The sequence below is a fragment of the Aestuariimicrobium sp. T2.26MG-19.2B genome, from assembly GCF_950101875.1.
In the GTDB taxonomy this organism is placed as follows: domain Bacteria; phylum Actinomycetota; class Actinomycetes; order Propionibacteriales; family Propionibacteriaceae; genus Aestuariimicrobium; species Aestuariimicrobium kwangyangense.
The window spans coordinates 1950766-1973587 of the sequence record NZ_CATNLW010000001.1; the positions used below are offsets into that span (position 1 = coordinate 1950766).

Genomic DNA, 22822 nt, shown 5'->3' on the forward strand with positions numbered 1-22822 from the left:
GGCTGGTGGGCTGTGGCAGATGACGTGCAGTTGCGGCTGGCCGAGGTGGACGACGCCCCGGCCATGCTCGCCGTGATCCAACAGGCCTTCTCAGCCCGTCCCCCGGTCGACCCGCCGGCGGCGGCATTGTCGGACACGGTTGACTCCGTGGCGACCCAGTTGGCCCGCGGGTACGGCGTGATCGCCGAGGTCGACGGGGTGCTGAGCGGGTGCCTGCTGCTGAGCGGGCCGGACGACGATCCGGCCGTCCACGGCGCCCGGGTGATGGGCGTGCACCGCGTCAGCGTGTTGCCCGGAGTGCGGGGGAACGGTCTTGCCTCGGCGCTCGTGCACGGGGCGGCCGACCTGGCCCTCGACCTGGGTGCCACCCACCTGGAACTGCTCAGCCGGCGCGAGTTCCCCCAGACCCGCGACTGGTGGCTGCTGCACGGCTTCGTCCAACACTGCGAGGTCGAGCTCGGATGGATGCTGCGGGCAGCCCTGCCCACCTGCGTGCACGTGCCCGACGCCGAGGCGATGCAGCGTCTGGGCGGCTGGTTGGCCACCGTGCTCGGGGCCGGTGACGTCCTGGTGCTCGACGGTGAACTCGGGGCCGGCAAGACCACCCTCACCCAAGGTCTCGGGGCCGCGATGGGGGTCTCCGGACCGATCATCTCGCCCACCTTCGTGTTGTCCCGCATCCACCCGCCCACCCGACCGGGCACCCCGGGGCTCGTCCATGTTGACGCCTACCGGCTGGCCTCCGCCGCCGAGGTGGAGGACCTCGACCTCGAGGACTCCCTGGCCGACCACGTCACCGTGGTGGAGTGGGGGCGAGGCGTCGCCGAGACGCTGAGCCCCGACCGGCTCGAGATCGAGATCCGGCGCCCCCTGGGATCCGACCCGACTCCCGGCCTGCCCGAGGCAGGGGCCGGCCCCGAGGCCGCGGCCGGCTCCGAGCACCCTGACAACGCCGAGGGTCGCGACGTGCTGCTGATGGGTGTCGGCCAGCGCTGGACTGGGGTCACCCTCGACCCGCCGGCCGAGCTGCTCCGTCCCACCCCCCGGTCGGCCACGGAACCGATGGACGACGCCCCTGCCACCCCTGAGGAGAGCCGATGACCACCCCTCGTCCCGACGGAGTCGTGTTGGCCATCGACACCTCCACCGTCGTCTGCGCGGCCCTGGCCCGGGGTGGCGAACTGCTCGCCACCGGCAGGGTCGACGACACGCGAGCGCACGTCGAGGCCCTCACCCCGCTGATCTCCCAGCTGTGTCAGCAGGCAGAACTGGCGATGTCCGACATCACTGAGGTCGCCGTGGGCGTCGGACCGGGGCCGTTCACAGGACTGCGTGTCGGTGTCGTCACCGCCCTCACCGTGGCAGAACTCGCCGGGACGACAGCGCGTGGGGTCTGCTCCCTCGACATCGCAGCCCGACAGCACGTGCTCGGCCGCACCGCCTCGTCGCCCGCAGTCGACGAGGGCTTCGTGGCTGTCATCGACGCACGCCGCAAGGAGCTGTACTGGGCTCGCTACGACGCCGATGGCGCTCGGGTGGACGGCCCCTTCGTCGGCCCCGCCGACGAGCTGCCCGACCTGCCGGTGGTGGGACCCGCTGCCACCCTGCTCGCGGACGACCCACGCGTGATCGATGCCACCCCGCTCGACGTGGCAGTGCTGGCCCAACTGGCGGCAACCTTCACCGATGCCGGGCTGGAACCCCTGTACCTGCGCAAACCGGACGCCGAGGTCTCGACCTCGCGGAAGTCCGCGCTGCAGCCAGGGGTGCGCCTGTCGCTGACCAAGCGCCACCGCCAGGATTCCGCCACCGATGCCTCGTCCGATGCCCCGTCGACGGGGGGTGGCCAGGCATGATGCAGCGCAGCGCCACCCTCGACGACGTCGATGCCATCACCGCACTGGACGAGAGATCGTTCCCCCCGAGGGAACGATGGAGCCGTCAGTTGTGGGCCGACGAACTCAGCTCGGACGACCGGTTCGTGCTGGTCGCGGCCGACCACACGGGTCACCTGGTCGGTGTCGCCACCTTCCAGCTGGGGGACGAGGTGATCGACCTCAACCGGGTGATGGTGGAGGCCCGTTGGCGTCGGATGGGAGTGGCCCGCGACCTGATGCGTTCCGGATTCCTGTACGCCTCGACCCACGGCTGCTCACGCATGCTGCTCGAGGTGAGGGACGACAACGACACCGCCATCGCCCTGTACGAGCAGTTCGGTTTCCGCGTCATCGACACCCGCAAGAACTACTACGGCCAGGGTCTCGACGCCCTGGTGATGGAGCAGGAGGTGACCGCGTGAACGCGTCATCGGCAGAACCCCTGGTGCTGGGCATCGAGTCGTCGTGTGACGAGACCGGCGTCGGCATCGTCCGGGGCAACAGGTTGCTCGCCAATGAGGTCGCCAGTTCGGTCGACCTCCACGTGCGGTTCGGTGGGGTGGTGCCCGAGGTGGCCAGCCGTGCCCACCTCGAGGCGATGGTGCCGACGCTACGGCGGGCGCTGGCCGCCGCCGACGTCGACCTGGCCCAGCTCGACGGCATCGCCGTCACGGCAGGTCCCGGACTGATGGGTGCGCTGGTGGTGGGGCTGGCCAGCGCCAAGACGCTGGCGGCCTACCTGAACAAACCCCTCTACGGGGTCAACCACCTGGCGGGCCACGTCGCCGTCGACCTGCTCGACCACGGCGACCTGCCCACCCCCTGCGTCGCCCTGCTCGTGTCGGGCGGTCACACCTCACTGCTGCTGGTCAACGACATGGCCACCGACATCGTCGAGATCGGCTCGACCATCGACGACGCCGCTGGTGAGGCCTATGACAAGGTGGCCCGGTTGTTGGGGCTGCCCTACCCGGGCGGTCCCGTGATCGACAAGGCTGCAGCCGAGGGCAACCCGAAGGCGATCCGCTTCCCGCGGGGTCTGACGGCTCGTCATGACCTCGACAAGCACCGGTTCGACTTCAGTTTCTCGGGGCTCAAGACGTCCGTCTCCCGCTGGGTCGAGACCGAGGAGCGGGCGGGTCGTCCCGTACCCGTCGCCGACGTCGCCGCCAGCTTCCAGGAGGCGGTCTGCGACGTGCTCTCGGCCAAGACCGTCGACGCTGCGCTGCACCACGGCGCCCAGCACATCCTGATCGGCGGGGGAGTGGCAGCCAATTCGCGGCTGCGGGCCCTGCTGGAGGAGCGAGCCGTCGCCGCCGGTCTGGAACTGCGCAGGCCCCGACCGGGACTGTGCACGGACAACGGCGCGATGATGGCGGCGCTGGGCACCCAGGTGATCAAGGCGGGTCTTCGTCCCAGTTCGTTCGACATCTCGGCCAATTCGGGGCTGCCGGTCTCGACCATCCTGGTCTGACAGGCCACGGGCTGGCACCCGCTGGCGGCCACGGGCCTGATGCGGTCAGTTCACGTCGCCCAGCCACAGCGGCCGGCTGGTCTCGTCCTGGTTCAGCCAGCGTGCCAACGCCTGCGGGAAGAAGGGACTGCCGACCAGCTCACCGATGGCCACCCACCTCACGCCCACCTGACGCTCGTCCACCTCGCTGGGCGGCAGGGGATCGGGGTGCAGCAGCGTGCACCAGAAGAACAGTTCGCTCTGGTGGAAGCCCGAGTCCCACTCGGGGAAATGGGTGGCACCGATGTAGTCGCGGCCGCAGGCGAGATCGCCCACCCTGACCCGGTATCCCGTCTCCTCGAGCACTTCCCGGGCCACGTTGTCGAGCTTCGTCTCGCCGAAGTGTTGCCCGCCGCCGGGGGTCAGCCAGAACTCACGGTGCCTCTCGCCGACCATCACGCTGACCAGCAGTTCGCCCTCGCGCACCACCAGGCCGCGACTGGCGGCCCGCACGCGACCATCGTGCGGAGGGGTGGGATGGACCCCCGGCTGGCTCATGTCGCGACTCTACTGGCGGTAGCCTCGCGATGTGCTGACCCCGATCCTCACCACTTTGGCCTTCGTCCGGCACCCGGACGGCGAGCGGGTGCTGATGTGCCACCGGGTCGCGCGCCCCGACGACGACCAGCACGGCAAGTACAACGGGTTGGGCGGCAAGGTCGAGGTCGACGAGGACGTCTGGACCGGCATGGTGCGTGAACTCCGGGAAGAGGCCGCCATCACCCCGACCGGCATGCGGCTACGGGGAACGATCTCCTGGCCCGGGTTCGGCGCCGACGGCTCGGACCATTTCGGGTTCATCTTCGTGGTCGACGCCTTCACCGGCACCCCGCCCCCGTCCAATGACGAGGGGGAGCTCAGCTGGGAGCGGATCGACTCGCTCGACACCCTCGACATGTGGGAGGGCGACCGGCACTTCCTACCCCTGGTCTTCGACCCAGAGATCACCCAGTTCCATGCCGTGCTGCCGTATGCCGACGGACGCCCCGCCCACTTCAGCGCCCACGTGGTGCGAGGGTGAGCACGAGCCAGCCCGCCCCCCACCCGCTCACGGTGGGCGAGGGGCCGATGGCCCTGGAGAGGGCGCTCGCCCAGCCCGATCCCGACTCCCTCACAGCCGCCAGCGCGCTGCGTCGTCTGGTCGCTCCCGAGTTGGCGGCCCTGGCGCTGGAGCAGGCCTCCCTGCGGCGTCGGGCACGCAGCAAGTTCGGCGACCGGGCTGCCGACATGCTGTTCACGGCGACAGGGCTCGAGCAGGCCACCCGGCCCGAGGTCTCGGCCTGGCGCGCCGACACGTTCGCCGAGGGCTGCTCCCGGGTGCTCGACCTCGGATGTGGTCTCGGATTCGATGCCCTCGCCATGGGACGGGCGGGTCTGGGGGTGGATGCGGTCGAGCTGGATCCGCTCACCGCCAGTTGTGCGCAGCACAATCTGGCCTCCGTCAAGGGACGGGTCCTCGTCGGGGATGCCGCGTCAGCGGTGCCCGCGGTGATGGATGGTGGCGTCCTCGTCTTCGTCGACCCGGCGCGACGATCGTCGACGGGCAGGAGCTGGCGGCTCGAGGACCTCTCGCCGGGCTGGGACTTCGTCCTGTCCCTGCGCCAACGCTGTGACCGGCTCGTGGTCAAGCTGGGGCCCGGCATCTCGCGGAGCCTGCTGCCTGACGACCTGGGCCGGCACTGGGTCAGCCATGAGGGAACCCTCGTCGAGGTCTGCCTCGCCACCGACGTGGGTGAGGGCCCCGCGGTTGACCGGGTGGTGGTGCTGCGCGGCGGCAGGCGGTACGAACTCGTCGGACGAGGTCTGGGGCGTCTTCCCGTGGAAGACGTGGGGGAGTACCTGCACGAACCCGACCCCGCCGTCATCCGCTCCCAGTTGTACGCCGAGGCCTGCTCGGGGACGAATGCCTGGCTGGTCGACCACGACGTGGCCTACCTCTCCAGCGACGGGCCACTCGACACGCCCCTGGTCACCAGCTTCAGGGTGCTCGAGAGCATCCCCTGGTCGGTCAGGACGCTGCGCGCGTGGTGCCGAGAGCACCGCATCGGCACTCTCGAGATCAAGAAGCGGGGGCTCGACGTCGACCCGGCGGAACTGCGACGCCAGCTCAAGTTGAAGGGATCGGCGAGCGCCACCGTCGTGCTCACTCCGACTCCCCGCGGTACCCGTGCCCTCGTCTGCGAGCGAGTGCCGCGGTCGCCCTGAGCAGATCAGTGCCCGACCAGGCGTGCCCACAGGCCGGGACGTCTGGTCGGCGTCGGCTGCGCTGCCTGCCACCGGTCCCGGAAGGCAGACAGTTGCGCCGCCGTCAGGCTGGGAGGCTGCTCGGTGCGGCCTGCGCGGTCCAGCACCAGGTGGCGCGCGACGGTCCTGACCACGTGCTCGCGCACCGCCGGGGTGAGATCGGGATGCTCGAGCACCAGCAGGCCGCGGTCGAGCCACGCCGGGTCGGAGGTCGAGAAGGTCCGGCCCCACAGCGGCAGCTCGGGCACCACTGTCGCGATGATGGCGTCCGCGACCTGCTGGGGGTGGCGCAGCGGTGCCTCCCGTAATGCCACGTCACCCAAGGCCACCGGTGTCACCGAGGTGAGCCGACTGCGCGCCAGCAGCCAACTCCGCCACAGGTTGCTGGCGTCGTCGCTGGCCACGGCGACGTCCCACAGCTTGCGGAGACCCTCGACGGAAGGGTCACCCACCAGCACCAGAGGCGCCAGACGCCTTGCCCATCCGGTCGCGGCCCTGAGCCAGAAGGTCTCCAGGTCACCGCGCAGCGGATGGTGGAGCTCACGAGCCAGCACCGTCAGGGTGACCAGCGGGTGCCGCCACTCCCCAGCAGGGGCGTCATAGTTCTTGGCCAAGCGCTTGCGCCAGCCGGCGGCGAGGGTGTCGACGTCGGCGGCGGTACCGCGACCGTGGGACACCAGGATGTCGAGGCAGAAGCCCAATCCCTGCAGGTCGATCCCAGGACGAACGAGTTGGCTCCTCAGCCACGATTCCTGACTCGGCTGCAGGTGGCGGTAGTCGTCGTACCTGGCGGCCAACTCGGTCTCCGTGCCGGTCAGGTCGGGCCCGGTTCCCTCGAGCAGGTCATCGGCTTGCTCCCGGAACCGTCGCACCAGATCGGGGTGGTGCTCCTCGGCGTGGGCCAGGGACTCCTTCGCGGTCTGGGCCACCCCGCGCCGCACCGCAAGGGGCAGTCTCTCGTCCGTGGCGACCTTGAGCGCCTTGAACGGCGGGGGGGTCAGCGTCAGCAGTGCCTCGGCGAGCGCGCTCGCCCGTTGCTCGGCCAAGCCGGCCCCCACCAGGTCGTGCCACAGGTTGAGGGCCGCGTCGACGAGGTCGACCTGGCTCAGCACCCGCTCGGAGTGCAGCCACGGGGTGAGGTCGACCGGCTGGGCCAGGGCGTGCTCGCGCAGGGCCCCCACCGCGCCGGGGGTGGGCACCTCGGCCAGTACGAGATCGGCCAACACCCCCAACCGCAGGATCATGGTGGTGGCGGCCGGATGGCCTTGCCGCAGGAGGGCCACCAGCACGGCCCGCCAGGCGCCCCACTCCGCGGGGTGCTCGAGGTCGATCCACTCCGCGACCAGGCTCGACAGGAGGTGTTCGTCCAGCCGCTGCCGCATGGCCAGGGCCCGCACGAACGGGGCGGCCTGCTCGATGTCGGGCGACTCCTCCCACCGGGCGAACAGCCATGCCTCCTCCGGCGGTGTGAGCGGGCCGAACTGAAGCGGTCGGGCGGCGTGGTCGATCGGGGTGAGCAGACGCTCCATCAGTTGTCGCACGGCCACGGGGTCGTCGGGATCAGCCAGCCCGTCGTCCCCCAGGTGGGCCCGCTTGTCGATCTCGAAGGCGGCGCCGGTGCGTGCCGCGGTCACCGTGAATTCCTGGGGTGCCGTGGCCAGGTGCTGGTGGACGACCGGGGGGTCCCCGCCCCAGTGCAGGAAGAGCCGTTCCTGCAGGGCACCGTCGGCGTCGAAGGCCCGTTCCTGGGACTGCCACTGCCATCCGGCGTACGCCGTGGTGGGGGCAAGTCCGGCGGCTGTGATGGCCCGATCGGCATCGGAGTGCAGGTCGGCCTGGGTGTGGCGACCGTGCGGTGCCGGTGGGGGAAGGGCGACGAACGTGTCATCGGACAGGTCCGCCCACCATTCCAGGAACACCGACAGGTCGGTGGCGGCGGGCGTGGATTCACTCATGGTCCGATTATCCCGCCCGTGGCGCCAACGGTCCGCCCGGACCCCTGGCCGCAGCGGTGGGGGAACGCAGGAGGCACTTGAACGCCGTTCAAGCGCTGGTCCTAGGATGGTCCCATGGCGTTGACGAGGGACGAGGTGCTGGCCGCGGCCCTGCACATCGTCGACGAGTACGGCCTGGCGGATCTGTCGATGCGTCGCCTCGCGGGCCAGCTCGACGTGCAACCGGGGGCCCTCTACTACCACGTGGCCAACAAGCAGACCCTGCTGGTGGCACTGGCGGATCTGGTGCTGGCGGACCTGGTGCTGGCCGATCTGGTGCTGGTGGCACCGGACGACGTGGCCCCGGAGCATCGGCATGGGGCCGACCCGGGAACACCGGGCCCTTCTCCGGACCCGGTCGCCTGGGGCATGAACCTGCACTCCCTGCTGCGCCAGCACCGCTCGGGTGCGGAACTGGTCAGCGCGGCGCTGGCGATGCGCCCGTGGGCCGAGTCACCCGCCGCGGCCCTGGCCAGCCGACTGCCCACGTCCCCCGATGACGCCCGGGTGGTGGCCGAGTCCGTTCAGCACCTCGTGCTGGGCCACGCCTTCGACGCGGAACAGCGCGAGCAGTTCGCCAGGCTCGGGTTGGGTGATCCGCCCGATCCCGGCGGAGACCAGCGGCTGCGGTCGGCGCTCGAGAGATTGTGCGGCCCCTGATGCTCAGCCTCCACGTGCCGGGCCACTCCCTCGTCCACCGACTGCCGGCGGGCGCCAAACTGCTGACCATCCTCGTCTTCGGCACGTTCGCCTTCTTCGTCGACTCGCTGGTCGTGCTCGGCTCGTGCGTCGGTGTGGTCGCAGCCGCCTACCTGGTGGCGCGGGTGCCCCCCGCGCGAGCCTGGCAGTTGCTGCGGGGTGTGCTGGCGATGGTGGCACTCATCGTGCTGGCCCAGGGATTCCTGGGTGACTGGACGACGGCTGCCCAGGTCGGGCTGAGGGTGCTGGCGGTCGTCCTGCTGGCCAATCTGGTCACGTTGAGCACCGCCCAGACGGCACTGGTCGACGCGGTGGTGTGGGCCGCTGGGCCGCTTCGACGGGTCGGGGTCGATCCCGACCGCATCGGGCTGATGATCGCACTGGTCTTCCGGTTCATCCCGGTGATCGCCGAGGAGGCCTCGAAAGTGCGGGAGGCCCACGCCGCACGAGGGGTCCGTCCGGGTCTGTTCGGCCTCGGGGTGTCGTACCTGGCACCCCTGGTGATCCGGACCTTGAGGATGGCCGACGGGCTGGGTGAGGCGCTCGAGGTGAGGGGCGTGGGCACCCGCCCTGCACCACCGGACCGACCTGCTAAGGTGCCGTTTTGAACGCTGTTCAAACCGCGGAGCTGAGTGCCTCAGTCCTTCGCGACGACCTGGAAGGAACCCCGATGCGCGCCAAGGACCTCGCCCTGATCGCCCTGTTCACCGCCCTGATGTGCGTGCTGGGTCTGGCCCCGCGCATCCAGTTGCCCCTGCTACCCGCCCCGTTCACCACCCAGACCCTCGGCGTGATGCTTGCCGGCGGGATCCTGGGCTGGAAGCGGGGGACCCTGTCGATGCTGCTGTTCGTGCTGCTGGTCGCCATCGGTGCCCCCGTGCTGGTGGGTGGCCTCGGCGGCTTCGGCATGCTGCTGGGCCCTACCGGCGGCTTCATCTGGGCCTACCCGTTGGGTGCACTGGTCACCGGCCTGCTCGTGGAGCGGTGGTGGATCCGGTTGAACGCGGTGTCGGCCTTCATCGCCTGCTTCGTGGGTGGAGCGCTGGCTGTCTACGTCATCGGTCAGCCATGGCTGATCGTCGCGTCGGCCAAACTGACGCTGGCGCAAGGGTGGTGGAGTTGGGTGGTCTACCTGCCCGGAGACATCCTCAAGGCGGTCGTGGCGGCGCTGGTGATCATCACCGTCAAGCGCGCCTACCCCCTGATCACCCCACGCGTCGGTCGCCCGATCACGGATGACCCCGCCGCTGGTCACCCCACCGGTGATCAGCCCGGGCTGAAGACGCTGGGCGGCGACCCGCGACTGTGATCGAATTCGACCGGGTGAGCTTCTCCTACCCGCAGCGCCCCGTGCTGCGGGAGGTCTCGCTCTCCCTGTCGGAGAAGCGCATCGGCATCATCGGGGGCAATGGCTCGGGCAAGTCCACCCTCGCCCGGTTGGTGAACGGACTGGTGGTACCCACCCGGGGCACGGTGGCGGTCAACGGCCATGACACCCGTCGAGACCTCGACCGGGTCCGCCGCACGGTGGGGTTCGTCTTCCAGGACCCCGACCTGCAGATCATCATGCCCACCGTCGCAGAAGACCTGGCCTTCAGTCTGCGGCCCCTGAAGCTGCCCAAGGCAGAGGTGGCCCGACTGGTGGAGGCACAACTCGACAGGCATGGGCTGCTCGCCCACCGTGACCATCCCGCCCACCTGCTGTCGGGTGGGCAGAAGCAACTCCTGGCCATCGCGTCCGTGCTGATCACCGGGCCTTCAGTGCTGGTGATGGACGAGCCCACAACGCTGCTCGACCTGCGCAACCGGCGGGCGGTGATGCGTCTGGTCGAGGGCCTGCCGCAGCAGGTGCTGCTGGTCACCCACGACCTCGAGACGCTCGAGGGTTTCGACCGGGTGGTTGTCATCGACGACGGACGAGTCGTGGCCGACGCCAGCCCTGCCGAGGCCATCGGCGCCTATCGGGCACTGGTCGGCTGAAGGCCGTCCCAGCCCCAATGGGGCAGTGGTTCGTTCGAGGAGGGGTCGTGACCGGTGGGATGCCCGGCCATCAGGACCGTGGCCCAGTGCCAGTAGTCGCGCAGCACCGGCTGCACCTCGGCAGGGATGCCGGCGTCGACGAGCGCCTCGGCGAAGCAGGCCTCGCCGCGGCGGTCCATCTCGACGTGCTCGCCCTCGCCCGAGTGCAGGGTCACCACCTCGGAGTGGCTGCCCAGGTGATCGGAGAACTCCGTCGGGCCACCCCAGGCCTCGGTCAGGTAGGCGGCGAGGCGTTCGGTGTGGTCGGCGCGGAAGCCATGACTGAAGGCGTGACTGACGACCTCGTCGGCCATCACGCGCTCGTGCCACGCCCGGGCGAGCCGCAGCACCGCTGCGGCGCCACCCGCGGCCTCGAAGATCGTCGGCTCCCGGTGCATGCGCCCGAGTCTGCCACCGGTCATCGTCCGTGGCTCGGATTTGCACGACACGGGGTTCGGATTCGTCGGCCCGGATTTGGCACTCGGGTTGAAGGAGTGCCAGCCCGGTACTAAGTTGGTCTCTGGCACTCGCCCCGGGTGAGTGCCAGATTTGGACGGGACGACACCGCGACGACGCCCCGGCCGAGACCTTTTGACTGAAGCCGTAGCACCCGCTACCACCACCAGAAAGGGGTTTGACGTGGCAACCACGATCAAGCCGCTCGAGGACCGCGTCCTCGTTCAGCCTCTCGACGCCGAGCAGCAGACCGCCTCCGGCCTGTACATCCCCGACACCGCCAAGGAGAAGCCCCAGGAGGGCAAGGTCGTGGCCACCGGCCCCGGCCGCATCGACGACTCGGGCAACCGCGTGCCCCTCGACCTCGCCGAGGGCGACGTCGTCATCTTCTCCAAGTACGGCGGCACCGAGGTCAAGTACGACGGCCAGGAGTACCTGCTCCTGAACGCCCGCGACATTCTCGCTGTCGTCAGCAAGTGAGCTGAGCGTTCATGCCCAAGATTCTGAAGTTCGATGAGGAAGCACGCCGCGCGCTTGAGCGCGGGGTCGACATCCTCGCCAACACCGTCAAGGTGACCCTGGGCCCCAAGGGCCGATACGTCGTGCTCGACAAGAAGTGGGGCGCGCCCACCATCACCAACGATGGTGTCACCGTGGCCCGCGAGGTCGATCTCGAGGACCCCTACGAGAATTTGGGTGCCCAGCTGGCCAAGGAGGTCGCCACCAAGACGAACGACGTCGCAGGTGACGGCACCACCACGGCCACCGTGCTGGCCCAGGCGCTCGTGCACGAGGGCCTGCGAGCGGTCGCCTCCGGCGCCAACCCGATCGGCCTCAAGCGTGGTATCGACAAGGCCGTGGAGGCCCTGATCACCGAGCTGCGCAGCGTCTCCAGTGCGGTCGAGACCGCCACCGACATGGCGTCGGTGGCCACCATCAGCTCGCGCGACGAGCAGATCGGTGAGCTGATCGCCGAGGCCTTCGACAAGGTCGGCAAGGACGGCGTCATCACGGTCGACGAGTCCAACACCTTCGGTACGGAACTCGAGTTCACCGAAGGCATGCAGTTCGACAAGGGCTATCTGTCGCCCTACTTCGTGACCGATGCCGATCGCATGGAGGCGGTGCTCGAGGATCCCTACATCCTCATCCACTCCGGCAAGATCAGCTCGATGAACGACCTGCTGCCGTTGCTCGAGAAGGTCATCGCGGCCCACGGCACCCTGTTCATCGTGGCCGAGGACGTCGACGGCGAGGCGCTGTCGACCCTGGTCGTGAACAAGATCCGTGGGACGTTCACCTCGGTGGCCGTCAAGGCCCCCGCGTTCGGTGATCGCCGCAAGGCCATGCTCGAGGACATCTCGATCCTGACCGGTGGTCAGGTGATCGCCCCCGAGGTCGGCCTCAAGCTCGACCAGGTGGGTCTGGAGGTGCTCGGCCGCGCTCGTCGCGTGGTGGTCACCAAGGACAACACCACCATCGTCGATGGCTCCGGTTCGTCCGAGGAGGTCGCGGGCCGGGTCGCCCAGCTGCGCGCCGAGATCGAGCGCACCGACTCCGACTGGGACCGCGAGAAGCTGCAGGAGCGCGTGGCCAAGCTGGCCGGCGGTGTCTGCGTGATCAAGGTCGGCGCCGCCACCGAGGTGGAGCTGAAGGAGAAGAAGCACCGTATCGAGGACGCCGTCTCGGCCACTCGTGCGGCCATCGAGGAGGGCATCGTCGCCGGTGGCGGCGCGGCCCTCGTCCACGCCTCGAAGGTGCTGGTCGGTGGTCTGGGTCTGGAGGGTGACGAGAAGACCGGCGTGCACATCGTTGCCAAGGCGGTGGTCGAGCCGCTGCGCTGGATCGCCGAGAACGGTGGCGAGCAGGGCTACGTCATCGTCTCGAAGGTCGCCGAGCTCGAGGCCAACTACGGCTTCAACGGCAGGACCGGCGAGTACCAGAACCTCGTCGAGGCCGGGGTCATCGACCCGGTGAAGGTGACCCGTTCGGCCCTGGCCAACGCCGCCTCCATCGCGGGGCTGTTGCTCACCACCGAGACGCTGGTCGTCGAGAAGCCCGAGGACGAGGAAGACGCCCACCAGCACTGAGCTGGAGCGGAAACCGAACCCGTGCCACAGCGACCCCTGCCCTTCCCGGGCGGGGGTCGCTGTGCGTTCGGATGTGATCCACTCGTCGGCGGTGCACCATCCCGGGCACGGTCGGTCGCGGCGGCCGTGCGCGGATAGACTGACCCGGTCCTCCCTCCTGAAAGGCGCGCAGTGACCGTTCCCGCAGACCTGTCCCCGGCCGGTGTTCCCCTGGCCTTCGAGGCCCTCGGACTGACCTTCGATGACGTGCTGCTGCAGCCCGTCGCCTCCGACGTGATTCCCTCGCAGGTCGACACCTCGGCGCACATCTCGCGCCGGATCGAGCTCAAGATCCCCCTGGTCAGCTCCGCGATGGACACCGTCACCGAGACCCGGATGGCCGTCGCCATGGCCCGGCAGGGCGGCATCGGCATCCTGCACCGCAACCTCTCCATCGAGGACCAGGCCGCCATGGTCGACCAGGTCAAGCGGTCCGAGGCAGGCATGGTCGACGAGCCGATCACCATCACCCCCGACGCCACCCTGCGCGAGGCCGACGAACTGTGCGGCCGCTACCGCATCTCGGGTGTGCCCGTGGTGAACTCCAGCCTCGAACTGCTGGGCATCGTCACCAACCGCGACATGCGCTTCGAGGAGGACGGCTCACGCCTCGTCCGCGACGTCATGACCCGCATGCCGCTGGTCACCGCCAAGGTGGGAGTGACCTCGGACGAGGCCCTCAAACTGCTCGCCCAGCACAAGATCGAGAAGTTGCCCATCGTCGACGACCAGAACCGTCTGCGGGGACTGATCACGCTCAAGGACTACGTGAAGTCCGACCGCTACCCGTTGGCCAGCAAGGACCCGCACGGACGCCTCCGCGTGGGCGCGGCCATCGGCTTCTGGGGCGACTCGTGGGAGCGCGCCATGGCCCTGGTCGAGGAGGGCGTCGACCTGCTCGTGGTCGACACCGCCCACGGGCACTCCCAGGGCGTGGTCGACATGATCAAGCGACTGCGTGCCGAACCCGCTGCCCGCGACGTCGACCTGGTGGGCGGCAACGTCGCCACCTACGCCGGTGCCAAGGCGCTGGTCGACGCGGGGGCCGACGGCATCAAGGTCGGCGTCGGTCCGGGATCGATCTGCACCACCCGCGTCGTCGCCGGCGTCGGGGTTCCCCAGGTGACCGCGATCCACCAGGCCGCGCGGGCGGCTCGTCCGGCCGGTGTACCGGTCATCGGTGACGGTGGCCTGCAGTACTCCGGTGACATCGCCAAGGCCCTGGTCGCCGGCGCCGACACGGTCATGCTCGGCTCCCTGCTCGCCGGATGCTCCGAGTCCCCCGGGGAACTGGTGTTCATCAACGGCAAGCAGTACAAGTCCTACCGGGGCATGGGATCGCTGGGTGCGATGGCTGCCCGCGGACGCAAGCCCTCCTACTCCAAGGACCGTTACTTCCAGGGCGACGTGACCTGCGACGACAAGATCGTGCCCGAGGGCATCGAGGGTCAGGTTGCCTTCCGCGGACCGCTGGAGGCCGTCGCCTACCAGTTGGTCGGGGGACTGCGGCAGTCGATGTTCTACTCGGGCGCCCGCTCCCTCGACGAATTGCACGAGAAGGGCGCGTTCGTCCGCATCACCTCCGCGGGGCTTCGCGAGTCGCACCCCCACGACATCCAGATGACCGTCGAGGCACCCAACTACTCCTCCTCCAAGAACTGAGGTTCCCCGTGTTCGACATCGGACGCAGCAAGCGCGCCCAGCGCGCCTACAGCCTGGACGAGGTCTCCATCGTCCCCTCCCGTCGCACCCGCGGCGTCGACCAGGTGAAGCTCGGCTGGAAGATCGACGCCGTCGGCTTCGAGTTCCCCATCGTGGCGGCCCCCATGGACTCGGTGATGAGCCCCACCACTGCGATCGAGATGGGACGACTGGGTGGTCTCGGGGTGCTGAACCTCGAGGGGCTGTGGACCCGCTACGACGACCCCACCGAGGTGCTGGCCGAGCTGGCCACCATCGTCGACCCCGTCGAGGCGACGATCGCGATGCAGCGCATCTACTCCGAGCCGATCAAGGGCGAGTTGATCCGCGCCCGCATGAACGAGATCCGTGAGGCCGGCGTGCCGGCCGCCGGGGCGCTGTCGCCCCAGAACACCCAGGCCTTTGCCGACGACGTGGTCGCCTCGAACCCCGACTTCTTCGTCATCCGCGGCACGGCGGTGTCGGCCGAACACGTCTCCGACGAGGTGGAACCGCTCAACCTCAAGGAGTTCATCTACGCCCTCGACGTGCCTGTGATCGTGGGTGGTTGCGCCAACTACCAGACCGCCCTGCACCTGATGCGATCGGGCGCGGCCGGAGTGCTGGTCGGCTTCGGCGGTGGTGCCACCGGTTCCAACCGCGACGTGCTCGGCATCGAGGTGCCGATGGCCTCGGCCATCGCCGACGTCGCCGAGGCACGCCGTGACTACATGGCCGAGTCCGGTGGACGCTACGTGCACGTGATCGCTGACGGTGGCATGGGACGTTCCGGGTCCATCGTCCGGGCGCTGGCCTGTGGGGCCGACGCCGTCATGGTGGGCACCCCGCTGGCCCGCGCCCAGGAGGCCCCGGGGCGGGGCTGGCACTGGGGTGCAGAGGCATGGCACGAGACCCTTCCCCGCGGACGCCGCACCCGGGTCGAACCCGTGGGCAGTCTCGAGGAGGTGTTGTTCGGCCCCTCCAGGGTGACCGACGGCACCATGAACCTGGTCGGCGCACTGCGGCGCGCCATGGCCACCACCGGCTACACCGATCCCAAGGAGTTCCAGCGCATCGAACTCGTGGTGCACTGATGGGCCCGCAGGACGCAGCGGCCCAGGGCGGCGCCGTGCCCGCCGAGCTGGCCCGGTTGCGCTCGTCGATCGACAACATGGACGCCGCCCTGGTGCACCTGCTCGCTGAGCGGTTCAAGGTGACCCAGCGGGTGGGGGAGTTGAAGGCTGGTCTCGGCCTGCCGCCGGCCGACCCGGTACGTGAGCAGGCCCAGATCGCGCGCCTGCGCGCCCTCGCCGAGGACGCCCATCTCGACCCGGAGTTCGCCGAGAAGTTCCTCAACTTCGTCGTTGCCGAGGTGGTGCGCCACCACGAGGCCATCCGGGACGCCCGGGACTGATCCCGGCCGTCGTGACCTCGCCCTGTCACGGGGTGGTCGGAGGGCGATCGGTCAGATCTCGAACTCCGGAGCCAACCCGGTGTCCTCGGAGAAGACGCCGACCCCGACCTTCTGTTCGCGGATGTGCGAAGGCGCGGCAAGCACCGTCTCGCCAGCGGGCACGTCCTTGATCACCAGCGCCGCCGAGCCGATCTTGGCGTCATCGCCGATGGTGATGTTGCCGATGATGGCGGCCCCGGCGCCGATCACCACCCGGTTGCCCAGGGTGGGGTGCCTCTTCACCGGCTGCAGGCTTCGTCCACCCAGGGTGACCTGGTGGTACATCATGCAGTCATCGCCGATCACGGCGGTCTCACCGATCACGACGCCCATGCCGTGGTCGATGAAGAACCGGCGCCCGATGGTGGCGCCGGGGTGGATCTCGATGCCGGTCAGGAAGCGACTGGTCTGGGAGACCACCCTCGCCGCCGGGCGCAGCCGTTCGGACGACTGCCACATCGAGTTCGCGATCCGGTGCAGCCAGATGGCGTGCAGCCCGGAGTACGCGACAGCGACCAAGGTGCGGGAGCTGGCCGCGGGATCCTCGCGCATGGCTGCGTCGATGTCCTCCGCGACCCGCTCCCGCACCCGGGAAGCAAGGTGGAGCAGTCGGCTCATGCCTGCATCAGGTGGCTGTACAACACCGAGGTGAGGTAGCGCTCGCCGAAGCTGGGCAGCACGACCACGATCAGCTTGCCTGCGTTCTCGGCGCGCTCGGCGACCTGCTGGGCGGCGGCCAGTGCGGCCCCCGACGAGATGCCCACCAGCAGTCCTTCATCGGTGGCAGCCTGACGGGCCACCTCGACGGCCTTCTCGCTGGTGATGTCGATCACCTCGTCGAGGATCTCGCGGTCGACGTTGGTGGGGATGAAGTTGGCGCCCAGACCCTGGATCTTGTGCGGACCGGGCTTGCCACCGTTGAGCAGCGGGGACTCGGAGGGCTCGACCGCGATCAGCTTGATCTCGGGGTTCTTCTCCTTGAGGAACTTGCCGGCTCCCGAGATGGTCCCGCCGGTGCCGATGCCCGCGATCAGGATGTCGATCTTGCCCTCGGTGTCGTTCCAGATCTCGGGGCCGGTGGTGGAGTAGTGGATGGCCGGGTTCGCGGGGTTGTCGAACTGGCGCACCAGCACCGCCCCCTCCTGCGCCCCCAACTCCTCGGCCTTGGCGACGGCACCCTTCATGCCCTCGGCGCCGGGGGTCAGCACCAGTTCGGCGCCGTAGGCGCGCAGCAGTGCGCGACGCTCCATCGACATCGTGTCAGGCATGGTCAGCACGACCTTGTAGCCGCGCGCGGCGCCGACCATGGCCAGCGCGATTCCGGTGTTGCCCGACGTGGCCTCGACGATGGTGCCACCCTCACGCAGCTCACCCGACTTCTCGGCTGCGTCGACCATGGCCACGCCAATCCGGTCCTTGACCGAGTTGGCGGGATTGTAGAACTCAAGCTTGGCGGCCACGGTGGCGTTGTCGCCCACGAGGCGGTTGATGCGGACGAGCGGGGTCCGTCCGACGAGGTCAGTCACATTCGCATAGATGCCCATGGCCATAACAATCTCTTATCTCACCCATTTGTTCCAGTGTCGGTCACCACATCTCAGCATGTGTCACCGTCCCGGCGCAGCCCAGATGGTCGAGTCGACCAGCCCAATCGTGCGAATCGTGTGTCCTCGTACCGGTTCCGCCCTCCCAGCCGCAACTGTCGGGGCCAGAGCACACGATTGGCACGATTGGGACGGGAGACCTGCGACGCCCACGCCTCGCGGCACCCCCAGCCGGACGCCGCGAAGCGTACAGTGGCGACCGTGAAGATGCTCAAGATCGTGGTGACAGGCCTCGGGGCGCTGATCCTTGGGGTGGGCGTGTACTGGTTCGTCAACGGCTGGGTGCAGCTCGACCGCATGATCACTGCCGTGCACACGACGGCACCGCGCATGGACAGCCCCCGACCCGAGTACAACGCGGCGGTTCTGTTCGCCCTGCTCGGAGGACTGCTGCTGGGTCTGGGTATCGGCCTTCCCTCGCAATTGGCGAGTCGCGCACGCCGCCAGACCCTGCGCGAGGTCAACGAGCGCGTCGGCTCGATCGACCCGGACGCCGACCGCGGCCACTCCCGGACCTCGTCGGCTCCGGACCATGCGGACGAACAGCCCACCGAGCGCTGACGATTCGGCCGGCACGACGGCCAACCCGTACATCACACAGGCGGTTCACCGGGTAGCGAGGGTGCGGGGGAGGGCGAGCACAACCCCTAGACTCGCCCCATGAGCGAGACCCCAACCGAGCACGACCTGGTGCTGGTCGTCGACTTCGGAGCCCAGTACGCCCAGCTGATCGCCCGCCGGGTGCGCGAGGCCGGGGTGTACTCCGAGATCGTGCCGCACACCTTCACCGCCGCGCAGGTGGCGGAGAGGCAGCCCAAGGCGATCATCCTCTCCGGCGGGCCGCAGTCGGTCTACGCCGAGGGTGCCCCCCAGATCGACCCCGCCCTGTTCGACCTCGGTGTTCCCACGTTCGGCATCTGCTACGGCTTCCAAGCGATGACGGCAGCGCTGGGCGGTGCCGTGGCCAAGACGGGACTCAGCGAGTTCGGTCGCACCCAGACCTGGGTCGACCAGCCCGGACGACTGCTGGCCGAGGTGCCGCATGCCCTGAACACGTGGATGAGCCACGGTGACTCGGTCAGCCGGGCGCCCGAGGGTTTCACCGTGCTTGCGCGTACCGCCGGCGCCCCGGTCGCCGCCTTCGAGTGCCTCGACAAGGGCCTGGCTGGCGTGCAATGGCACCCCGAGGTGCTCCACTCCGAGCACGGCCAGTCGGTGCTCAAGCGCTTCCTGGTCGACATCGCCGGCCTGCGTGCCGACTGGACCTCCAAGACCATCGTCGACGACCAGGTCGCCCTGATCCGCGAGCAGGTGGGCGACAAGCGGGTGTTGTGCGCGCTGTCGGGAGGCGTCGACTCCGCGGTGGCCGCGGCCCTGGTGCAGCGCGCCATCGGTGACCAGCTCACCTGTGTGTTCGTCGACCACGGACTGCTGCGCAAGGGCGAGGCCGAGCAGGTCAAGACCGACTTCGTCGAGCTCACGGGTGTCGACCTCGTGGTGGCAGACGAGCGTGAACGATTCCTGGGAGCCCTTGCCGGTGTCACCGATCCCGAGACCAAGCGCAAGATCATCGGACGCGAGTTCATCCGCACCTTCGAGGCGACCGCCCGCCAACTCAACGACGATCGCGACATCGAGTTCCTGGTGCAGGGAACGCTCTACCCCGACGTGGTCGAGTCAGGCGGCGGCGAGGGTGCGGCCAACATCAAGAGCCACCACAACGTCGGCGGGCTGCCCGACGACCTGCAGTTCAGCCTGATCGAACCGCTGCGCACCCTGTTCAAGGACGAGGTCAGGGCGGTCGGTGCCGAACTGGGTCTGCCCGACCACATGGTCTGGCGCCAGCCGTTCCCGGGCCCTGGGCTCGGCATCCGCATCATCGGCGAGGTGACGGCCGAACGCCTCGACATCCTGCGCGAGGCGGACGCCATCGCCCGCGAGGAGCTCACCCGCGCAGGACTCGACCGTGAGATCTGGCAGTGCCCCGTCGTGCTGCTGGCCGACGTGCGCTCGGTCGGCGTCCAAGGTGACGGACGAACCTACGGGCACCCGGTGGTGCTGCGTCCGGTCTCGTCCGAGGACGCCATGACAGCCGACTGGAGCAGGGTGCCCTACGACGTGCTGGCCACCATCTCGACCCGGATCACCAATGAGGTGCGCGAGATCAACCGGGTCACCCTCGACGTCACGTCCAAGCCGCCGGGCACCATCGAGTGGGAGTGACGGTCCGGGCCTGAACACCCGCGGGTGGGCACCGGGCGGTTGATCAGGGGTGCGACGATGGGGCAATGACCCGTTCGTCGCAGAGGCAGCAGTCATGAACGAATGGCTGTCGACCCTGCTCGACCATGTCGCAGGGTTCGATCCCGTGGTGCGCATCCTGTTCGCCGGGGTGGGCGTCATGCTCGAGACGTCGATCCTGATCGGCCTGGTGATCCCGGGCGACTCGGTGGTGCTGGTGGCCGCGACGGGCGTCCGCAATCCTCTGGAGTGGGCACTCACGATCGTCGCCGTCGTCGCCGGTGCCCTGGTCGGGGAGTCACTGGGTTTCTACCTCGGACGATGGTTCGGTCCCCGCATCCGCCACTCCTGGCTCGGGCGTCGGATCGGCGAGGAGCACTGGCGCCGAGCTGAGGTCTACCTCACCAGGCGTGGGGGGATCGCGGTGTTCCTGTCCCGATTCCTGCCGGTCCTGCACTCACTCGTTCCGCTGACCGTCGGCATGAGCCGGATGGGCTACCGCACCTTCATCGCATGGACGAGCGCCGCGTGCTCACTGTGGGCCGTCCTGTACGTCACCGTGGGTTGGCGGGCGGCTGAGAGCTACCGCGAGGTGGCCGGGCAACTGGAGTACGCCGGTTACTTCTTCGTCGGCGCCGTGCTGGTCTTCGGGGTGCTGGTGTGGGCGGTCAAGAAGGTGATCGCCCACGTCGAGGCCCGGCACATGCGCGAACCCGAGGTGGGCGATCGGGACTGACCGGCTCAGTGCTGGTCGTCGTAGGGGTTGAAGGTGTCCTTCGGGTCGGCGCCCGGCTGGCTGCCGGGCTGGGATGCCTTCTTGGTCTTGTAGTCGTCGTAGGCCCGCTTGCTCTTGCCGAGCACGGCATCGAGGTGCGTGCTTGACTCGCCCTCGAGCGGCAGTACCAGCCAGGCGATGCCGTAGATGAGGGCAACTGTTCCGCTGGTGGCAATGGTCAGCACGACCACGATCAGGCGCACGATGTTGACGTCGATCTTGGTCTGACGGGCGATGGACTGGCAGATGCCGGCGACCATCTTGTCGCGGTTGCGGGTCCAGGTGATGTCGGACATGTTCTCTTCCTTCTGTTGGTGACGAGCGTTCGTGGTGGATGTGGGACGTGGGAGGGGTGGGTCCGGTTCAACGGTGGTGACGTCGACTGAGCACCACCCCGAGGATTCCGAGACAGACGAGGTACACCGGGGCAGCCACCCTGACGAAGGCCCACCGCAACTCGTGGCCGGTGGCGATCCACAGGGCCGCGGCTGCGATGGTCAGGAACAGCAGGCCCCAGATGAGGGACGAGACGTCGATGCGGCGGCGGGAGCGCCTGACGGGACGGATGTCGTCGGGCCGGACGAGGTGGGGCATCGTCATGACGTGTGCACCGCCCCCGCGGACCAGGTGAGGTTGAGCACGAGCGTCAGGCGTGGCCCGCTGGAGCCTCCGAGGTCGACGGTCTCGCGGTGGTCGCCCGCCGTGGCGCGCTGGACGGGCGCGATGGAGCGGTCGGCGATCACCTGTTTGGAGCCGGGGCTGTCACCCCGGGTGTCGATCGCCATGGCCGATGCCTTCGATTTGTAGACGACCGTCACCGGCAGGGTCGCGGGCACGCTCACGGCGACCGCCGAACCCACGGCGTCGATCGTGATGCTCGTGTCGTCGGTCAGCACCAGATGGCTCAGGTCGAGATTCCTCGCCTGCCCGACCAGATTGAGGTCGTGGGTCTCGGCGGGGGTCGTCCAGACCAGTTGCTGCATCGTGGGCCCCTGCCGATCGCCGGGGATCACGCCTGCTGGCACCAGCGAGAGAGCCACGACCAGACCCAGGGCGACCATCAGTCGGGGACGTCCCACGAAGGCACCCACCATCAACCCGAGCCCGATCACACACAGAGCTGCGGTGAGGGCGACGAGGTGGTTTCCTGGATCGACCCGGGTGACGGCGGCGTAGGCGCCCACCGCCAGGGCCACGGTGATCAGGCTGCCCCACCACGAGGGACGAGGACCGGTCACCGACCGGGTATGGACCCGCTTCCCAGCTCCGTGCACTGGACGTGGCTGGGCCGTGAGCAGGGGCACCGACGGCCGGGGAGCCTCCGAGTGGGTGAGCGGGGGCGGTACGCGGCCCTCCCGCACCTGCTGGATGCGGGACTGCCACGCCGCCACGGCCCCCCCGAACTCGGTGTCGGGGCGACCGGGAACCTGTCGGACGTGGGCGGAGGCGTCCGCACGGGGCAGCACGAGGGTCGGTTCGTGGCCGGTGACCGGGGCGGAGGACCCGGAGCCCCAGGGGACCAACGGCGCAGTCGGCCAGTCCGCGGTGGTGGCAGTTGCCGTTCCTGGAGCAGGGGTCGCGACCGCGGAACCCCGAGGCAGCACGACAGTCGGGAGGGCAGCGGGACCCATGTGGCCCGAGGAGGCGAGGATGGGGGCGGCTGAAACCGCGGACACCCGTGGCGGCAGGACGGAGGCCCGCAGGTGACGCTCGGCCTCCAGCTTGGCCACGTGACGTCGTCCCACGGCGGTCATCACCGCGAGCACGACCAACGGGCCGATCCCGAACGGGGTGATGGTGGAGGTCACGATGGTCGCCAGCACCGAGAGCGCGACGATCAGCAGCACCACCTTGCCGGTCGACCAGTCCCGCCAGGCGGGCAACCATCTGGTGATCTTGGCGGGGCCGCCGTCGGCCGGGGGCATCCACAACCACAGGGCGCCGTAGACCACGAGACCGACGCCACCGGACAGCGCCGCCACCACCATCGCGGTGCGGATCAGCAGGGGGTCGACCCGCCAACGCGCGGCCAGGGCAGCGCACACGCCAGCCAACTGACCCTCGCTGGCGCGGGGCTGGCGCACCAGTTCTGCTGTCGGCTGCTCGGTCACCCGCCCATCCTGTCGCACTTGCCTGCG

The 22822-nt window shown here is 69.3% G+C and carries 26 protein-coding genes; 18 read left to right on the forward strand and 8 right to left on the reverse strand.

The window, feature by feature from the left end:
* Window positions 1-12: 12 nt before the first annotated feature.
* From tsaE to tsaD, 4 genes are read left to right on the forward strand one after another with little or no spacing between them, the layout of a single operon-like run.
* Entirely contained in the window at window positions 13-1101 is a 1089-nt protein-coding gene (tsaE, locus tag QQZ11_RS08630) for a tRNA (adenosine(37)-N6)-threonylcarbamoyltransferase complex ATPase subunit type 1 TsaE (protein WP_284549869.1), read from the forward strand.
* Window positions 1098-1856 carry a tRNA (adenosine(37)-N6)-threonylcarbamoyltransferase complex dimerization subunit type 1 TsaB gene (gene tsaB, locus QQZ11_RS08635; RefSeq protein WP_284549870.1) on the forward strand — a complete coding sequence of 253 codons (759 nt, stop codon included), beginning with the start codon at window positions 1098-1100 and terminating at the stop codon, window positions 1854-1856. The genes tsaE and tsaB overlap by 4 nt, the downstream gene beginning before the upstream one ends.
* Window positions 1853-2299 carry a GNAT family N-acetyltransferase gene (locus tag QQZ11_RS08640; RefSeq protein WP_022910736.1) on the forward strand — a complete coding sequence of 149 codons (447 nt, stop codon included), beginning with the start codon at window positions 1853-1855 and terminating at the stop codon, window positions 2297-2299. The genes tsaB and QQZ11_RS08640 overlap by 4 nt, the downstream gene beginning before the upstream one ends.
* Window positions 2296-3351: a tRNA (adenosine(37)-N6)-threonylcarbamoyltransferase complex transferase subunit TsaD gene (tsaD, locus tag QQZ11_RS08645; protein ID WP_284549871.1), complete on the forward strand. Its 1056-nt coding sequence runs from the start codon at window positions 2296-2298 to the stop codon at window positions 3349-3351. The genes QQZ11_RS08640 and tsaD overlap by 4 nt, the downstream gene beginning before the upstream one ends.
* 45 nt (window positions 3352-3396) lie before the next feature.
* Here tsaD and QQZ11_RS08650 read toward each other — a convergent pair whose 3' ends face one another.
* The gene (locus QQZ11_RS08650; protein WP_284549872.1) at window positions 3397-3888 is read right to left on the reverse strand and encodes an NUDIX domain-containing protein; all 492 of its coding nucleotides are present in this window, start codon (window positions 3886-3888) and stop codon (window positions 3397-3399) included.
* Between the two features lie 31 nt (window positions 3889-3919).
* Here QQZ11_RS08650 and QQZ11_RS08655 point away from each other — a divergent pair, with 31 nt between their 5' ends.
* The gene (locus QQZ11_RS08655; protein WP_284549873.1) at window positions 3920-4411 is read left to right on the forward strand and encodes an NUDIX hydrolase; all 492 of its coding nucleotides are present in this window, start codon (window positions 3920-3922) and stop codon (window positions 4409-4411) included.
* Window positions 4408-5595 carry a class I SAM-dependent methyltransferase gene (locus QQZ11_RS08660; protein WP_284549875.1) on the forward strand — a complete coding sequence of 396 codons (1188 nt, stop codon included), beginning with the start codon at window positions 4408-4410 and terminating at the stop codon, window positions 5593-5595. Before QQZ11_RS08655 ends, QQZ11_RS08660 begins: the two co-directional genes overlap by 4 nt.
* Before the next feature lie 5 nt (window positions 5596-5600).
* Here QQZ11_RS08660 and QQZ11_RS08665 read toward each other — a convergent pair whose 3' ends face one another.
* Window positions 5601-7589 carry a hypothetical protein gene (locus tag QQZ11_RS08665; protein WP_284549877.1) on the reverse strand — a complete coding sequence of 663 codons (1989 nt, stop codon included), beginning with the start codon at window positions 7587-7589 and terminating at the stop codon, window positions 5601-5603.
* Between the two features lie 114 nt (window positions 7590-7703).
* Between QQZ11_RS08665 and QQZ11_RS08670 the strand changes: the two genes are divergently transcribed.
* From QQZ11_RS08670 to QQZ11_RS08685, 4 genes are all read left to right on the forward strand, one after another.
* On the forward strand, window positions 7704-8288 hold the full coding sequence (locus QQZ11_RS08670; protein WP_022910742.1) for a TetR/AcrR family transcriptional regulator: 585 nt from the start codon (window positions 7704-7706) through the stop codon (window positions 8286-8288).
* Window positions 8288-8935, forward strand: coding sequence for an energy-coupling factor transporter transmembrane component T family protein (locus QQZ11_RS08675; protein WP_284549879.1), 648 nt, complete (start codon window positions 8288-8290; stop codon window positions 8933-8935). Before QQZ11_RS08670 ends, QQZ11_RS08675 begins: the two co-directional genes overlap by 1 nt.
* A gap of 62 nt (window positions 8936-8997) precedes the next feature.
* A complete protein-coding gene (locus QQZ11_RS08680; RefSeq protein WP_284549880.1) occupies window positions 8998-9636 on the forward strand; it encodes a biotin transporter BioY in 639 nt (212 codons plus the stop codon).
* On the forward strand, window positions 9633-10307 hold the full coding sequence (locus tag QQZ11_RS08685; RefSeq protein WP_284549882.1) for an energy-coupling factor ABC transporter ATP-binding protein: 675 nt from the start codon (window positions 9633-9635) through the stop codon (window positions 10305-10307). Before QQZ11_RS08680 ends, QQZ11_RS08685 begins: the two co-directional genes overlap by 4 nt.
* Here QQZ11_RS08685 and QQZ11_RS08690 read toward each other — a convergent pair.
* Complete coding sequence (locus tag QQZ11_RS08690) at window positions 10286-10744, reverse strand: globin domain-containing protein (RefSeq protein ID WP_284549883.1); 459 nt, start codon at window positions 10742-10744, stop codon at window positions 10286-10288. The genes QQZ11_RS08685 and QQZ11_RS08690 overlap by 22 nt on opposite strands.
* A gap of 241 nt (window positions 10745-10985) precedes the next feature.
* Here QQZ11_RS08690 and groES point away from each other — a divergent pair, with 241 nt between their 5' ends.
* The 5 genes from groES (at window position 10986) to QQZ11_RS08715 (ending at window position 16025) form a co-directional block, all read left to right on the forward strand.
* A complete protein-coding gene (groES, locus tag QQZ11_RS08695) occupies window positions 10986-11282 on the forward strand; it encodes a co-chaperone GroES (protein ID WP_022910747.1) in 297 nt (98 codons plus the stop codon).
* Window positions 11283-11293: 11 nt separating this feature from the next.
* Window positions 11294-12892: a chaperonin GroEL gene (groL, locus tag QQZ11_RS08700; RefSeq protein WP_022910748.1), complete on the forward strand. Its 1599-nt coding sequence runs from the start codon at window positions 11294-11296 to the stop codon at window positions 12890-12892.
* Window positions 12893-13081: 189 nt separating this feature from the next.
* Window positions 13082-14593, forward strand: a complete 1512-nt coding sequence (gene guaB / locus QQZ11_RS08705) for an IMP dehydrogenase (protein ID WP_284550202.1) — start codon at window positions 13082-13084, stop codon at window positions 14591-14593.
* Window positions 14594-14601: 8 nt separating this feature from the next.
* Window positions 14602-15705, forward strand: coding sequence for a GuaB3 family IMP dehydrogenase-related protein (locus tag QQZ11_RS08710; RefSeq protein ID WP_022910750.1), 1104 nt, complete (start codon window positions 14602-14604; stop codon window positions 15703-15705).
* Complete coding sequence (locus tag QQZ11_RS08715; protein ID WP_022910751.1) at window positions 15705-16025, forward strand: chorismate mutase; 321 nt, start codon at window positions 15705-15707, stop codon at window positions 16023-16025. The genes QQZ11_RS08710 and QQZ11_RS08715 overlap by 1 nt, the downstream gene beginning before the upstream one ends.
* Before the next feature lie 51 nt (window positions 16026-16076).
* Here the strand turns inward: QQZ11_RS08715 and cysE are convergent, their stop codons facing one another.
* Both cysE and cysK read right to left on the reverse strand, forming a co-directional pair.
* Window positions 16077-16682 (reverse strand): serine O-acetyltransferase, encoded by a 606-nt coding sequence (gene cysE / locus QQZ11_RS08720; RefSeq protein ID WP_051139781.1) that lies wholly within the window; start codon window positions 16680-16682, stop codon window positions 16077-16079.
* Entirely contained in the window at window positions 16679-17608 is a 930-nt protein-coding gene (gene cysK / locus QQZ11_RS08725; protein WP_026378105.1) for a cysteine synthase A, read from the reverse strand. Before cysK ends, cysE begins: the two co-directional genes overlap by 4 nt.
* A gap of 261 nt (window positions 17609-17869) precedes the next feature.
* On the opposite strand from cysK, the gene QQZ11_RS08730 reads away from it, so the two are divergent.
* The 3 genes from QQZ11_RS08730 (at window position 17870) to QQZ11_RS08740 (ending at window position 20645) form a co-directional block, all read left to right on the forward strand.
* Window positions 17870-18229 carry a hypothetical protein gene (locus QQZ11_RS08730; protein WP_284549884.1) on the forward strand — a complete coding sequence of 120 codons (360 nt, stop codon included), beginning with the start codon at window positions 17870-17872 and terminating at the stop codon, window positions 18227-18229.
* Window positions 18230-18328: 99 nt separating this feature from the next.
* Complete coding sequence (gene guaA, locus QQZ11_RS08735; protein WP_284549885.1) at window positions 18329-19891, forward strand: glutamine-hydrolyzing GMP synthase; 1563 nt, start codon at window positions 18329-18331, stop codon at window positions 19889-19891.
* A gap of 94 nt (window positions 19892-19985) precedes the next feature.
* Window positions 19986-20645, forward strand: a complete 660-nt coding sequence (locus QQZ11_RS08740) for a DedA family protein (RefSeq protein WP_026378106.1) — start codon at window positions 19986-19988, stop codon at window positions 20643-20645.
* A gap of 5 nt (window positions 20646-20650) precedes the next feature.
* Here QQZ11_RS08740 and QQZ11_RS08745 read toward each other — a convergent pair whose 3' ends face one another.
* From QQZ11_RS08745 to QQZ11_RS08755, 3 genes are all read right to left on the reverse strand, one after another.
* Complete coding sequence (locus QQZ11_RS08745; RefSeq protein WP_284549887.1) at window positions 20651-20980, reverse strand: PspC domain-containing protein; 330 nt, start codon at window positions 20978-20980, stop codon at window positions 20651-20653.
* A 67-nt stretch (window positions 20981-21047) separates the two neighbouring features.
* Window positions 21048-21284: a hypothetical protein gene (locus QQZ11_RS08750; protein ID WP_026378107.1), complete on the reverse strand. Its 237-nt coding sequence runs from the start codon at window positions 21282-21284 to the stop codon at window positions 21048-21050.
* Window positions 21281-22795: a PspC domain-containing protein gene (locus QQZ11_RS08755; RefSeq protein ID WP_284549890.1), complete on the reverse strand. Its 1515-nt coding sequence runs from the start codon at window positions 22793-22795 to the stop codon at window positions 21281-21283. The genes QQZ11_RS08750 and QQZ11_RS08755 overlap by 4 nt, the downstream gene beginning before the upstream one ends.
* Window positions 22796-22822: the final 27 nt, after the last annotated feature.